The following is a 14,119-nucleotide window of genomic DNA, read 5'->3' on the forward strand; positions in this document are numbered from 1 at the left end:
GAGAATTACTGAGAAGCACTAGAATTTTCGTATAAATTGCGCTAATACATACTTAAGCTCACTAGGACAGGTCTAACGGAGACCTGACGTTCAATGTATTCCAACAACGGTGAATTTTTTGCTAGCCGACCGGCCACCAGGGCGGAGCGTGAGGTTTACGGCTATGTTCGTCAGCTTTCAAGAATAGAAGATGCCCAGCAGGCAATTGATGCATTTTACGGCCTTCTTTTCAAAGCAAGTGTTACTCTCCCAGAGCTGGATTCTAACTCAGTGCGCCATGCACTGTTGCATATCTTGGAATCTCCCGAGGCTAATAAAATTCTGCCCTATGTGATTAATCGGTGCTTCTATACAATTGGCAATATATGGCGCATGGATACTAGTCGTCATTCTGCTCTGAGAACATTGATCCTCAGGGCCAGTGCCGTCCCTGAGAAACGTCCAAGAGACAGGCGTGTTAGGCAACTGGTAAACGCTATGGATGCCTATGTAAAAAATGGCAGTCTGTATGTTCCTCTACAGCGTCAGATGCATTTGCTATGCGATCTTCCCCAGGAAGAAGACTGCACATCTTTTGCCAGTTGTTTCAAGGATTACTTCTTTATTTATGAGTCAGCAGCCGTTACCCGCGATATTCCGCTACATCATCGTAAAAGTATTCAGCTACAGCGCAAGCACCAAGCCCAGCATTTCAACAAACGTCTCAATAACTATTGGCACGATTATCAGCAAGGGCTAAATCCAGTTAATCCCACAAGATTGTCCGATGATGACCTCAGAAATGCAATTTGGGCATTTCTCCCCGGGCGAGACGGTAGCTACTTAAAGCAGGCTTGTCAGTTTGATGAGTTTTATCGTTCTCGTCAGAAGCGCGAGGACTTTCTGACGCATTTCCATGGGTATGTGATGGAGCCCTTTGTGGAGGCTAACTCACGGTTTAAAAATAATCGGTTTAGCAGTTCAGTTAGGACTACATTAGTTGAGAGTTTGGGGACAGACACAGCACCCATCACCGATGCATCGATTACATACATGTGCAGTCGGCTGTTAAAAATACTGGTGTGTAATACATTGGAGCATCCTGACATTGGTCAGTTTAAGCATCTGATCAAGACCGTAGGCCATCAGGCACTAACGGCAGTTCTGTTAAAGATCGTCCTGTTTAAGCGTACGGTGCGTTCTTGGTTCGAAGACCGCTTTGGCATTTTGTTCCACAAGTGGGAATCATCTTCACTGGATTCCATTGGTTGGTTGGTACAGTCCTTTGAATACATGAATGTAGCGCTTGCCTTAAATGCCCCCTGGGTTAATTACGTACCTAAGGCTAGACACACTGTCGCTTAAGCTCTTTCTAGATAAGGACGGAACGTCAGAAAACATACCAAAGTACCCTTGGGTTAAGGCTGCCAGGACACTGTAACCCAGATAGAGCAATAGATATCGAGCCCGATCCAGCTGTTCTGGAACTAAAGTCCATGTGCTGAAGAAGGCTGTCAGCTCCATGGATGACAATGGCGTGAGTTCGTAGAGAAAGCCTAAAACGTTGGGGGTGATGGGCCCGTAGGTTACATAGGGCGTAATCTGAACCGGATTTTCGTCACGAATAGGGACCACGCTGCCCCCAGAAAATCATTTGTCCATAGGGTATTAGGGTAAGCATCGTCTCATGGGCAATATTTCTTAACCCCAAGCATCATCTGAAGTTCATATATAGCTCTTTTGATGAAAATCCTGTGAAATGTCCAAGGATACGTATCAGTCACAACATTTACTGGCAGGGGTACTTCGCTAACTTTTTTGGCGTGAGCAATCGCTCAGATTAATGTTCAACAATCTTCTCAACCCCCACTGAAGGTTTCTATTGTGTCTATCAAGATTGAAAAAACAGCTTTTTCCTGGATATTATTGGGCATCGCTGCTCAGCCATTTTTATCATCGTCTGTTCAGGCGGCATCCTTTGGCTTTGGCGAGACTGCCGTTGAGACCATCAACTATCTGGCTGAAAATTTAAAAGGACGGAGTGTAGGTACCCAAAAGGAAGCCGAAACGGTTGACTATCTTGTGCAGCAGCTCAAGGGATTTGGGTATAAGCCTACCTTGCAGCCATTTACCTATGAATGGCAAGGTGAGACGCTAACTTCTTATAATATTTTGGCTGAGCGCACTGGCACCTCGGGTCAGCAAATTCTGTTAGGGGCTCACTACGACAATGCTCCCAGCAGCGCTACGCTAGATCGTACCAATCTGGAAGGCGTTAACGACAATGCTTCAGGGGTTGGTGTTTTGCTAGAACTGGCGCAACGTCTGGAACCAGAAACTAACAACACAATCAAATTTATTTTCTTTGGAGCTGAAGAAATTGGGTTAGTTGGCTCAAATTTTTATGCTGACAGCCTGAGTAAGCAAGAGATTGACGATACGTTACTGATGGCCAACCTCGATAGTTTGATAGTAGGCGATAAGATGTACTTCAATGCGGGACGGGGGGCCACAGAAAAACCTTCGTGGTTCAAGTATCGAGATCTTGCCCTTGAAATTGCCGCCGAAAATGACATTGCGGCAGAAAGTAATCCAGGGTTCAATGCCTTCTATCCAAAGGGGACCGGCTGCTGCAGTGATTTAGAATCGTTTGATTTTTTGATGCCCGTGTTGGCAGCTGAGGCGACGAACTGGGACATTGGCGATCAAGATGGCTTTACTCAGACTTCTGATCCTAGGGTACCTAATGGGCGCACTTGGCATGACCCGGCCACTGATAATCGAAAGTTTATCAATACAATTTTCCCTGGTTTGATTGAGGAGCGCACGCGAAATTACACACTAATCTTTGATGAATTTATTGATCGGGTAGATGCTGAATCGGTACCAGAGCCGATGAGTCTGTTGGGGTTTGCGACTCTGGGGGTCGGTGGTTTGTTGCTCAAGCGACACAAAGAAACGGGGAGTTAAAAAAGGTGCGTTAGCAACAGTCTCCTAAAACTCACTTAGAAGACTGTTGTTATCCGTGATTTGTTTAAACATATTGTACGTTCCTGGTTTGAAGTCGGATATTCTTTGAATGTGTCCGAAAGTAGATATGGTCATTGAACTAACATAGATCGAGAAGAAAAGGCTTCTCTCAGAACATAGCCTGCACCTCGTATAGTGTGAATTAAGCGACTTTCACGATTGGCTTCTAGCTTTAATCGCAGGTAGCGAATGTAAACGTGCAAGATATTGGTTTCCCCACCAAAGTCATAGCCCCAGACTTCTTGGATGATGCGATCGCATGATAATACCTGTCGTGGGTGTGAAATCAGATAGACCAACAAGCTAAATTCCTTGGGTGTTAGTTTGATCAAACGGTCTCCACGATAGACTTCCCAGGTTCTCAAATCAATTTTTAAGTCCTGGAAGTTAAGAATATCTCGTCTGCCATGACCGTAACGTCTGAGGTGTAGCCGAATGCGAGCAACCAGTTCTTCAATGCTGGCAGGCCATCGCATGTAGTCATCTGCACCGGAGTCAAATGCGATCGCACAATGATTAACACTACCCTCATCCAGCAAAATAATCGGCAGTGCTTGCTGAGTTGATCGTAAGCGCCGACAAATTTCTAATCCTGATGGCCGTGACAACGCAAGATCTAAAATTGCTAAATCAGGTTGCTGCTCACGCAGTGACATCAAGGCGGAGATACCATCGTCCACTATCTTCAATTGATAGCCTTCGTAGCGTAATTCAGTTGTTATTAGCGTTGTTAAAGACGAATGGTTAGAGGCTACTAAAATCTGAATTGCCATGGATTTAGGATAGTTTACGTCAATCATTGGCATAATCTCACTCCCCTTCAGAGCGATTAACATGGCCTGCCATACCTGCCAGCACGGGTTCTGATCCCAAGTCGGCATGGTCAACACTGAGATCAGCCTTGAGTTGTCGAGATTTTCGGTAAGTCATATCACTCAACAGACGCATAATGGCTGGAACCACCGTTGGCGTTAGGAATGTTGAAAGAGCCAGACCACCAGTTAATGCAATCCCTAGCCCCTGGTAAAGCTCTGCTCCTTTACCGGGAAAAACAGCCAGCGGCAACATGCCTAGCACACTCGTGCCAGCCGACATAAAGATAGGTCGCAATCGGTCGCGTACTGCGTGGTAAAGCGCCTCATCCAACCCACAACATTCCATGTCTTGGAGTTGCAGAGCACGATCCACCAGGAGAATCGCATTGTTGACAACAACCCCTGTGAGAATCACAAATCCTAATCCAGTAATCATATCGAGGGGCACAACAACACCCGGAATCAGATTAGCGACCACCAAACTTAAGACAGCCCCCGTCATCCCCATGGGAACCGTCACCATAATCACCATGGGATAAATCAACGACCGATACAGCGCCACCAATAACAAATAGGTGATCACCAAAGAGAGTAGAAACGCCTTTCCTAGCTGCAACAGAGTTTCTGTCAACACATCGGCAGACCCGGCTAGTTCCGCTCGATAGCCTGCGGGCAAAGACGCTCGCAATGGTTCCAGAATTTCCTGCTCAGCTTGTTCCAATAGAGCACCCAGGGGAGCTTCCCGTGCCACGCTGACCGTTAGCGTCACAGACCGCTCCAGATCTACATGGTTGATGACATCAGGCCCTGTAGTTTCCACCACATCGGCCACATCATCCAGCTGTAGTTGAAAGCCGCTGTCACTGAAAATCGCTAGCTGCCGCAGTTGCTCTGGTGATTCCACAAATGCATCCTGCAGCTCCACGGTCACATCGAGCTCGCGACGTCCATCCGAAAATTCGGAGGCGCGTACACCACCAAGGGCTGCCTCGACCAGCGTTCCCAGCTCTAGTTCAGACAATCCTGCTTCAGCCAGCCGTTCTCGATTGGGGATTACCTGCAGTTCTGGTGCACCAGTGACAAAGTCTGAGCGGACGTTTTGGATGCCAGGGAGCGATCGCAACTGATTACTAACATCTTGTTGGAGTTGATTCAGCTGATCTAGATCTGCCCCAATAATCTGGACTTCAAACTCTTTACCCGGATCACGAAATATGGGCACCCGCCGTGGCACCAGAAACCGATAGCCAGGATAGTTGACACTGGCCGCTCGCATTCGATTCACCATGCTGTCTAAGTTTCTACCCGTAGCCTCATCTGGCTCAAGGAAAGCTGCGATCGCTTGTAATCCTGGGCGATGCACATAAAGGGTGCGAAACACCCCCGGTTGTTCACTGGCAAACTGACGGGGTTCTTCGGAAAGGGCAACCGCCTCTGGAATACTTGTTCCAGGGAAAGGGGCAGCCAGCCAAAGCACCAAGTTACGGTTGCCTTCCGGCAAATAATCCGCTGCCGGTAACAAACGGGTTGTCACCACAAGCAAGCCCATCGGAATAGCCAAGACCACCAGACGTCGACCCTGACGACCTGCCCCCAATGACCAACCAACGGTTGCTAGCAAACCTCGTTCCAGTCGACCTTGCCATCGCCGAAACACACCAGATGTTCTCGCCACCATCCGTTCAAACCAGTTTCCCTGTCGATACACCGGGTCCAGCAGCATTTGCTGAGCTTCAGCCTGGTTGAGAAATAGACCCGACAGCATGGGCACTAGCGTCAAAGCAGCAAAGAGTGAAAACAGAACAGACGCCGATAACGCCATGCCGATGTCAAAGAAAAGCTGTCCGGCTTCTCCTGTGACCAACACAATGGGAGCAAATACCGCAATTGTTGTTAGCGTTGAGGCCAGCATAGCCCCAGCAACCTCTTGAGTGCCGTCAATCGCCGCCTGCACAGGTGACTTTTGCTGCTGCATGTGAGTGAATACGCTCTCAAGCACCACAATGGCATTGTCCACCACCATCCCCACAGCAAAGGCTAATCCGGCCAGACTGATCACGTTGAGCGAGCGCCCCAGGGCCGCAAACACCATAAACACCGCAATTAAGGTGGTGGGAATGGTAATCGCAATTACCGCCACTGTACGCAGCGACCCTAGAAACAGCAGCAACACCAGGGATGCCAGCATAGCCCCGATAACCAAGTTGCCTCGAACAAAGGAGATAGAATCGTTAATGTAGTCATTTTCGTCATAGGGGATATCAAATACGATGCCCTCACCTTCACGATCAAAGCGCTCTTCGAGTTCAACTAGAGCTGTGCGAATCCCTTGAGAGATTTCGGGAACATTTCCGCCCACCTGACGAATGATGCCCACGGCAACCGTAGGCTCTCCATCTCGAATCAACGCCCGGTCGCGAATCCTACGTCCAAATTGTGCTCGGGCCACATCTCCCAAATAGACCGTTCCAGAAGGATCTCGCCGCAGGACAAACGTTTCCAACTGTGCAACATCATTGGAACGACTGACCGTGCGCACACGATATTCTCGCCGCCCCACCACCAAGGGACCACTGCGAATATCTCGATTATTCTCCCGCAGTGTTGCCACCACATCTTCAATGGTGAGATTACGATCGGCCAGGGCACGCGGATCAACAACAACCTCAACCTCACGCTCTCGTCCGCCCGAAATCTGAAATTGCCCCACCCCTTCTACCTGGCGAAACCGGGGGATCACGACGTCATCAACTAAATCGCGGTAGTGATAATCATCCGACGTAAAACCCTCCTTAGGCGTCAGGATCACCCACATCATCGGACTGCTGCTACTGCTCACCACTTCAACATCCGATTCATCCGCCTCAGGGGGCAGGGAACCAACCTGCTGGAGCTTACTCAACACATCCACAAATCGCCCGTCAACATCCACATCCCACTCAAATTCAAGACTGATGATGCTCAAACCCAGGCGGTTAATGCTAGTGATTTCTTGAATCCCCTCGACTTCCTCCATACGTTCTTCGATGGGACGTGTGACCAGTTCTTCCACTTCAGTAGGGCTGGCCCCTGGATAGGGTGTGGTAATGGTAATCTCGGGGCGATCTCCGCCCGGTTGTAGTTCTAACGGTAATCTGAATAATGCCAAGGTGCCAAATAGGGCAATTAGGCAAAAGAGAACGGCGGTTCCGTGTCGCCAGCGGACGGCGGTTTTGATGGGGTTCATGATTTGGGGTGGGGGGGTGGATATTAGGCGAGAATATTGGAGGTGAGTTTGTTATTGGTTATTGGGGGTGGGGGGGTGGATTGGGGCATTTTGGGTTTGGTTTGGTTTGGTTATTGGTTATTGGGGGCTGGTGGAGGATACATGGGTAGGGGGGTTAGGCGTCGCTAAGAAACAACTTCATGACTTGAAATTTCTGCAGAAATTGATCCAGAACATTTATAGTCGCCCTAGCCGTAACCCCCAACTTAATGCTATTTGGAAGGCCTAGTACGTTGGGTCTTAGGGCGGCGTCCCGGCCCTAACCAGGGGGTTTGGGGAACTCGGAGGGACCCCAAGCAACATCTTGAAGTTCCTCATCAGCATTCTACGCAATGATCTAAACAACCAATAACAAAGACCCAATAACAAAGACCCAATAACCAATAACAAAGACTCAATAACCAATAACAAGGAACAAATAACACCTACCCACCCTCTTCACCCGCCGATCGCTCATCCGTAACATTTACCGTTGCCCCATCCTGTAACCCCTCAGAACCTCGCACAACAATTGATTGACCCTCTTCAAGCTGATCAGACGTAACCGCCACAGATGTCCCCATATCAGCAACAATTTCAACTTCAATGGCTTGGGCTTGGTCGTCAGTAACTGCAAAGACAATCCATTCTTCAGCTCTCTGCACAAGGGCATCACGGGAAAGGATAAAGCCGGAGGTATTGCTTGCCAGCTCTAAGGTGCCTTGGATGGCCATACCGGGCAGCAATCCGGTGGGCGGATTGGCTAGCTGAAGCCGGACTCGCTGGCGTCGTGAGGCTTCATCAGCGGTGGGGATGATACCTGCGATCGCACCTTGCCCCTGCCACTCAGGTAAAGCACGGGAGGTGAGTTCAACAGTTAACCCTGGCGTAATTTGACCCGCAAGATCCTCGGGAATTTCGAGAAAAATATCCAGGTCAGAGCGGTCAACCATCGACAGAATTGGATCGCCGATCTCCAAGTAGTCTCCTACATTAGCCATGCGCTCCTCAACAGTTCCAGCCGTGGTTGCCTGAATTTGTGTGCGACTAACTTCGAGATGGGTTTGATCCACAGCGGTCTGACTAGCGGTGACAATGGCACGCTGGGCCGCAATTTCTTCGGCGGTAGGGCCTGCGGTGGCTTCGGCGAGGACAGCGGCGGCTTCTAAGCGCGATGCCTGGGCATCAGCAACAGCAGTTCGAGCTTCAATTAACGATCGCTGAGGTAGACCGCCCACAGTTACTAATTCTTGCGTTCGCTGTAGATTGTCTAAAGCTTCTGCTTCCCTGGCCTGAGCTGACTGCAATAGGGCTCGGCGTTGTTCAATAATCTCGGGCCGGGTGCCGACTTCTAACTCGGCTAGATTGCTACGCTCAGAGGCGAGAGTCGCCTGGGCTTGGGAAAGGGCTAGGCGTTGGTCAGAGTCATCGAGGACTGCAATGGTTGCACCGACGCTGATCGGGTCTCCCGGCTCAACCAAAATTTGTTGTACAACGCCTGGGGTTTGAGATCGCACCGTCGCACTGGTTCTCGCCTCAACTTGACCGATGAGTTCAATTGATCGGATACCCTCTCCCGTCGTTAATCTTGTTACTTCCACTGGTCGTGGCGGTGGCCCTTGGGCAACAGTCTCTGGGGCGATTACTGCGCTGCTTTCTCGATTGATAAACCAAACCAATCCACCCCCAGCCAGAATACCTATCACCAACCATGGGAGCCAGTGATCTCGCCAATTATGCTCTTTCTCATACTTCCCAGGACGAGCTAAGGTCGCTGAATCAAAGTCCGAGGACATCTCCAAAACCTCTGTAACACTGCGTGATAGGTATCAGCTCAATGCTTCAAAACCTTGCTATGCAGTGTTACAGAGAAATCTCACAGAAAGATGATAGTCGGTTCTACCCTTGCTGAGTCTCTTCGTTAGAACTGAATAACCCCAGGGCTGGTCCCAAGATAGCCCCAAATACAAATCCGCCTGCATGGGCCCAGTAGGCAATACCCCCATCTGCCATGCCAACATTAGTGGGGATACTGAGACTGGCAACACCATAGGCCGCTTGCTGTAGAAACCAGATGCCTAAATAGAATATGGCTGGAATTCTGAAGGGCAAGAACAGGAATCCCAGAGGCACAATTGTTACGATCCGAACCGTGGGAAATTTGAAAATATAGGCTCCCATCACACCTGCGATCGCACCGCTGGCTCCCAAGGACGGAATGTCAGAAAACATACCAAAGTACCATTGGGTCAAGGCTGCCAGGGCACCACAACCCAGATAGAGCAACAGATAGCGAGCCCGCCCCAGCTGTTCTTCTACGTTATTGCCAAAAATCCATAGGTACAGCATGTTGCCAGCCAGATGTAGGGGACCGGCATGGATAAATTGGCTAGTGAATAGGGTGGACCATTCGTAGATGTCAAACGGGATGCTCCCATCACCAAAGAAACTGACGGTTAGCTGCTCTGGAACTACGGCCCATGTGTGGAAGAAGGCGGTCAGTTCCATGGGGGACGACAGCGTGAGTTCGTAGAGAAAGACGAAAACGTTGAGGGTGATTAGTCCGTAGGTTACGTAGGGCGTAATCTGAACCGGGTTTTCATCACGAATAGGGACCACGCTGCACCAAGAGATACCACTTGCTTACAAGATATCAGCTACCTGTAGACAGGACAGCCCTAGTTTATGAAGATCGACGCAAAAGTTTTTTCGCTTGTCGTTGCAGACGATTTGGAAGAGAGGGGGATTGCGATCTCAACAACCCTATTGTTTGTTGTAATTCTGGTTGTCCGCACCAATACTCATAGGCAGGCACCGCCACCCGGTTCAACAACGACACCCAACGCTGAGTAATGGCCTGGGGCGTATAGGCCAGGGCCCGCTGATACCCATGGGCCACCATCGCTTGACGTAAGTTAGAATTATCCCGCAAACGGGTTAATTGTTCTAACACCTGCCAGAGGGAATTAGCCTCTAGATAATCAAGGGAACTTTGACGTTCTGCCCAGTAGGCACTGTCCCTGCCTAAAATAGCTGGAATCCCTGCTAACCATGCATTATAAAGTTTTGTCGCCGATTTGTTACAAAAATTCTGAGTTTGCCAATGCAGCCGGGGATCAAAACTTCGCACAGCCACAATTGCATCAATCTCACGGTAATCGTGCCACTGATTACCGTGGGGGATATCGTCGTTCCCACTGTTAGAAACCAACCGCCACTGTAGCCCTAATTGAGCCAGTCGTTCTTGCCAAATGGGGGACTGGAACTCTGAATCTAGGCTGTTTTGATGCCCTACAAAAGCAACGGTTTCAAACCGATTTTCCCGTTCAGCATCACGGGGGAGTAGTCCTGGCTGTGGCCAATGGGGCATAAAGACTCGACGCGGAGAAGCCTCCACTGGGTTTTGAACAATATGTAGCTGTGCATGGACATGGGGTGGGGCATCTGCCTTCAGACAGATGAACAGTTGTCGAGCCCCTGGTTTTAATGATGCTCCTTGCAATACACTGCTGTGAAACAGAACAATGCCCTGATTCGGGAGTTGTTGGCTCAGTTCACAGGTAAACCCCACATCTTTCAACCGTAGATAGGTTTGCAGGGTCCAAGCGTAAATTTCTAACCTAAATCCAGGCCAATCATCATTAGCATTCTTTGGCCAGGTGGTTGGCCAAAAAGGCTGAGGTAGATAAAAAACGATCTTTGGTCTGGCCATGGGAATTACTCCCTTTAGACGCTTCTGGATATGGAGAAGGTTTAAATGGTGGCACAGTTAAACTCAATGGGGCTAAGCAAGATATGGACTAGAAAGGTTCGTCATAGGTTGTAACAATAGTTGGGGAATGCGTTGCTTAGTTTTAAGAATATGCATCGCTCGCTTAAGCTCATCATTGAGCAGGGCTGTATGTAAAGGGGGCTAGGTAGACCTTACCCAGATAAATCGGTAACGGGCTTTGCCGAGGAGACGTTCTCAACACACCTTTTCCAAAGCTAGAATACTTAAATCTATTTCTTTTGCTTCCATGTGCCGTTATGGTCAGCGTTGCCCCGATTATTTCACAGCCGGTGCCACAGCCTGTTGGTGAAAAACGTTTTTTGTTTCGCGAACTTGATTGGCAGCGTTACCAGATGTTGCGGGATACGCTGAGTCGCGATCGCAACATTCGTTTTACTTACATGCGCGGGACATTGGAAGTAACTATGCCACTTGAAATTCACGAGTTTTCGGCTCGATTAATTGAGCTTTTTATTCGTATTCTAGTGGTAGAGCTAGGAATGAAGGTTAAGACAATGGGCTCAACCACCCTGGACAGGGAGGCCCTGGATAAATCTGCTGAACCAGATGATGCTTACTATATTCAGAATCAACCCCTGGTTGCTGGTCGGGATGTTGATCTGGAGCAAGACCCACCCCCTGATCTAGTAGTAGAGGTGGACATCACCCATACAGACATTAATAAATTACAGCTCTATGCTGCCATGGGAGTCCCAGAATTTTGGCGGTATAACGGCGAGGTTTGGCGCATTTATGCTTTTTGCGATGGTGAGTATGGGGAAGTAGAGGAGAGTCCTACGTTTCCGCTGGTACCTAAGGTGAAGCTGTATGAATTTTTGGCAACAGCCAGGCAAGATGAGGTCGACGCCGAACTAGCTTTGCGGGCATGGGTGAGATCTGTGATGTGAAATCACGGATTTTCATCACCCATAGGGACTACGTTGCATCAAGAGATACACTTGCTGACAAGAGATCAGGAATACGCGAAGTAATATTCAATGAAAATGGCTGCAACGACTAGTACCGTATACTCTCGAATGCAAAGTATACAGACTCCGATAATCCCGCTTATCAAAGAACTGATCAAAAACAATCCTGGCACCATTCCTTTAGATCAAGGAGTTGTTTCATATACACCACCAAATAGTTCCATCGAAGCAATTCAAGATTTTCTAGCCCACCCCCAAGAGCATAAATATCAAGCAACAATTGGCATTCCCAAACTATTAAGTGGCATCCAAGGGAAATTACAACGAGACAACCAAATTGATATCGGCCATGATAATTGTGTTGTCGTTTGTGCTGGTAGCAATATGGGATTCTTAAATGCCATATTAGCCATTACCCATGCTGGAGACGAAATCATCTTAAACACTCCTTATTACTTTAATCATGAGATGGCAATTGGCATGATCAATTGTCATCCTATACCTGTCCAGACTGATGACAACTATCATCCACAAATAGATAAATTACGCCAAGCAATCACATCTAAAACAAAGGCCATCGTTACAATTTCTCCTAACAATCCTACCGGAGTCGTTTATGATGCGTCTATTCTGAGAGAAATTAATCAGATCTGCCAGGATGCAGGCATCTATCACATTAGTGATGAAGCCTATGAATATTTTACTTACGGCAAAGTAAAACATACGTCGCCTGCTTCTTTCCCTAACAGTATGCCCCACACCATTTCCCTCTTTAGCCTTTCCAAAACCTATGGATTTGCTAGTTGGCGCATTGGGTATATGGTTATTCCTAAAAAGTTATTACCATCAATTCTAAAAATACAAGACACTAACTTAATTTGTCCTCCAGTCATTTCACAATATGCAGCCCTAGGCGCATTAAAAACTGATAAAGCGTATCTTTTTACTCATTTATCAGCAATTTCAAAAGTTCGAGAGAGTATTCTCCAAAAACTGAAGGCTCTACCTGAAAATTGTCAAATTGTTGTGCCCAACGGAGCATTTTACTTTTTCATAAAAGTCAATTCGGATCTATCAGATTTAGATTTGGCTAAACAGTTAGTAGAGACTTATAAAGTAGCTGTCATCCCAGGGCAGGCATTCGGTATGCATCAGGGTTGTTATGTTAGAATTTCCTATGGTAGCCTCACTCTAGACAATGCATCTTTAGGCGTGGATAGACTGGTAAAGGGCATTAAAGAATTAGCTTCATGATTGGAGTTTCATGATCTACCTGTTTTGCAAAAACCAGTCAGGATATACGCTATAACCCCATCTATGTAATTAGGGATACCCTAATATGGTGGGTTTTAGAGCAGCGTTCCAGGGCTCGGTCCATGGGAAACTTCAGTGTACCTAATTGGGATAACATGACTACTTCCAGAAAGGGAACTCGAAGGGGCCGTGAAATCCGTTTGAAGACTCCCCCAAGAGGTAGATTTGTCTCATTTATCCGTGAAGCAAAAAAGACTTTACCTGATGGTTAAAATCTCTAGCCTCTTCATACGCTCCGTGGCCAAGTCCTTTATAGATAATCAATTTGCTATCGCGAATTTGCTCTGCCATTTCTTCAGAGGAGTTAAGACCTACAACGTTATCTGAATCACCCCCAATTACTAAAGTAGGGCATTGAATAGAAGGTAGTTCGCTGTAAGTATCATGCTTGATACAGGCATGTGCCTGCTTTAGGAACCTATCAAAAGACTTTGGCTTGCTTACTCTTGTAAGTATTGGATAAAAGGGTTTATACTTTTTGAGCCGGTTTTCAGTAAAGGTTTTTTCCATTGTATCGATAATGAGGTGTCTATAATCACCATGCTCTGCCATTGTTATCCAATTGCCAATAGCAGTCTGAATGGTTTGATTTTGTCTGGCAACAGATACGCCTATAACAAGTTTAGAAACCTTGTCTGAAAAATCAATAGCTAAACGCTGAGCAATCATGCCACCTTGAGAGACCCCAAAGATAAAAGCCTGCCCAATCCCCAATATACCCATGGCCTTATCTAGATTGTTCGCCATATCCTTGATGGAATATCCTTCTTCCATGTCTTGTTTGCGGCTAAACACATAGACTCTAAGGTCTTGTGCAAACAGTCGATAGTAAAGGGCTAACGTAACGGCATTGCCTTTCACCGTTTGTAGCCCATCGCTAAGACCAGGAAGAATAATCAGCGGAGTATCGCCACGCCCAAATGTTACGTACTCCATTGTGGTGTTGCCAATTCTTATAGTGTTTCCCGAGCAGTGATAGAACATCAGAATCTATATCCAAAATCACTAATGCTTAGTTTGATCAATATAGTTGCGA

11 protein-coding genes are annotated in these 14,119 nt (G+C 47.7%); 4 read left to right on the forward strand and 7 right to left on the reverse strand.

Translation table 11 applies throughout. The features are described from left to right. Positions 1 to 93: 93 nt before the first annotated feature. Positions 94 to 1,344, forward strand: coding sequence for a Sll1247 family protein (locus tag QGP82_RS10630; RefSeq protein WP_499058932.1), 1,251 nt, complete (start codon positions 94 to 96; stop codon positions 1,342 to 1,344). On the opposite strand, the gene QGP82_RS10635 is transcribed toward QGP82_RS10630, so the two are convergent. Next, positions 1,291 to 1,614: a hypothetical protein gene (locus QGP82_RS10635; protein WP_499058935.1), complete on the reverse strand. Its 324-nt coding sequence runs from the start codon at positions 1,612 to 1,614 to the stop codon at positions 1,291 to 1,293. The two genes, QGP82_RS10630 and QGP82_RS10635, sit on opposite strands and share 54 nt — an antisense overlap. A gap of 249 nt (positions 1,615 to 1,863) precedes the next feature. Between QGP82_RS10635 and QGP82_RS10640 the strand changes: the two genes are divergently transcribed. Continuing rightward, positions 1,864 to 2,949: a M28 family peptidase gene (locus tag QGP82_RS10640; protein ID WP_499058937.1), complete on the forward strand. Its 1,086-nt coding sequence runs from the start codon at positions 1,864 to 1,866 to the stop codon at positions 2,947 to 2,949. A 131-nt stretch (positions 2,950 to 3,080) separates the two neighbouring features. On the opposite strand, the gene QGP82_RS10645 is transcribed toward QGP82_RS10640, so the two are convergent. From QGP82_RS10645 to QGP82_RS10665, 5 genes are all read right to left on the reverse strand, one after another. Continuing rightward, entirely contained in the window at positions 3,081 to 3,782 is a 702-nt protein-coding gene (locus QGP82_RS10645) for a response regulator transcription factor (RefSeq protein ID WP_163661692.1), read from the reverse strand. 37 nt (positions 3,783 to 3,819) lie between these two features. After that, a complete protein-coding gene (locus QGP82_RS10650; protein WP_499058939.1) occupies positions 3,820 to 7,050 on the reverse strand; it encodes an efflux RND transporter permease subunit in 3,231 nt (1,076 codons plus the stop codon). 464 nt (positions 7,051 to 7,514) lie between these two features. Continuing rightward, positions 7,515 to 8,864: an efflux RND transporter periplasmic adaptor subunit gene (locus QGP82_RS10655; RefSeq protein ID WP_499058941.1), complete on the reverse strand. Its 1,350-nt coding sequence runs from the start codon at positions 8,862 to 8,864 to the stop codon at positions 7,515 to 7,517. 103 nt (positions 8,865 to 8,967) lie between these two features. Further along, positions 8,968 to 9,687 carry a rhomboid family intramembrane serine protease gene (locus tag QGP82_RS10660; protein ID WP_163660394.1) on the reverse strand — a complete coding sequence of 240 codons (720 nt, stop codon included), beginning with the start codon at positions 9,685 to 9,687 and terminating at the stop codon, positions 8,968 to 8,970. A gap of 64 nt (positions 9,688 to 9,751) precedes the next feature. Next, entirely contained in the window at positions 9,752 to 10,780 is a 1,029-nt protein-coding gene (locus QGP82_RS10665) for a glycosyltransferase (protein WP_499058943.1), read from the reverse strand. 317 nt (positions 10,781 to 11,097) lie between these two features. Between QGP82_RS10665 and QGP82_RS10670 the strand changes: the two genes are divergently transcribed. Continuing rightward, on the forward strand, positions 11,098 to 11,748 hold the full coding sequence (locus QGP82_RS10670; RefSeq protein ID WP_163660398.1) for a Uma2 family endonuclease: 651 nt from the start codon (positions 11,098 to 11,100) through the stop codon (positions 11,746 to 11,748). Positions 11,749 to 11,838: 90 nt separating this feature from the next. Beyond that, positions 11,839 to 13,023 carry a pyridoxal phosphate-dependent aminotransferase gene (locus QGP82_RS10675; RefSeq protein ID WP_250564699.1) on the forward strand — a complete coding sequence of 395 codons (1,185 nt, stop codon included), beginning with the start codon at positions 11,839 to 11,841 and terminating at the stop codon, positions 13,021 to 13,023. A 234-nt stretch (positions 13,024 to 13,257) separates the two neighbouring features. Here QGP82_RS10675 and QGP82_RS10680 read toward each other — a convergent pair whose 3' ends face one another. Further along, positions 13,258 to 14,019 (reverse strand): alpha/beta fold hydrolase, encoded by a 762-nt coding sequence (locus QGP82_RS10680; protein WP_250565621.1) that lies wholly within the window; start codon positions 14,017 to 14,019, stop codon positions 13,258 to 13,260. Positions 14,020 to 14,119 lie beyond the last annotated feature (100 nt).

Source organism: Leptothoe sp. LEGE 181152 (genome assembly GCF_032906605.1).
GTDB classification, from domain to species: Bacteria; Cyanobacteriota; Cyanobacteriia; order Phormidesmidales; family Phormidesmidaceae; genus Leptothoe; species Leptothoe turfae.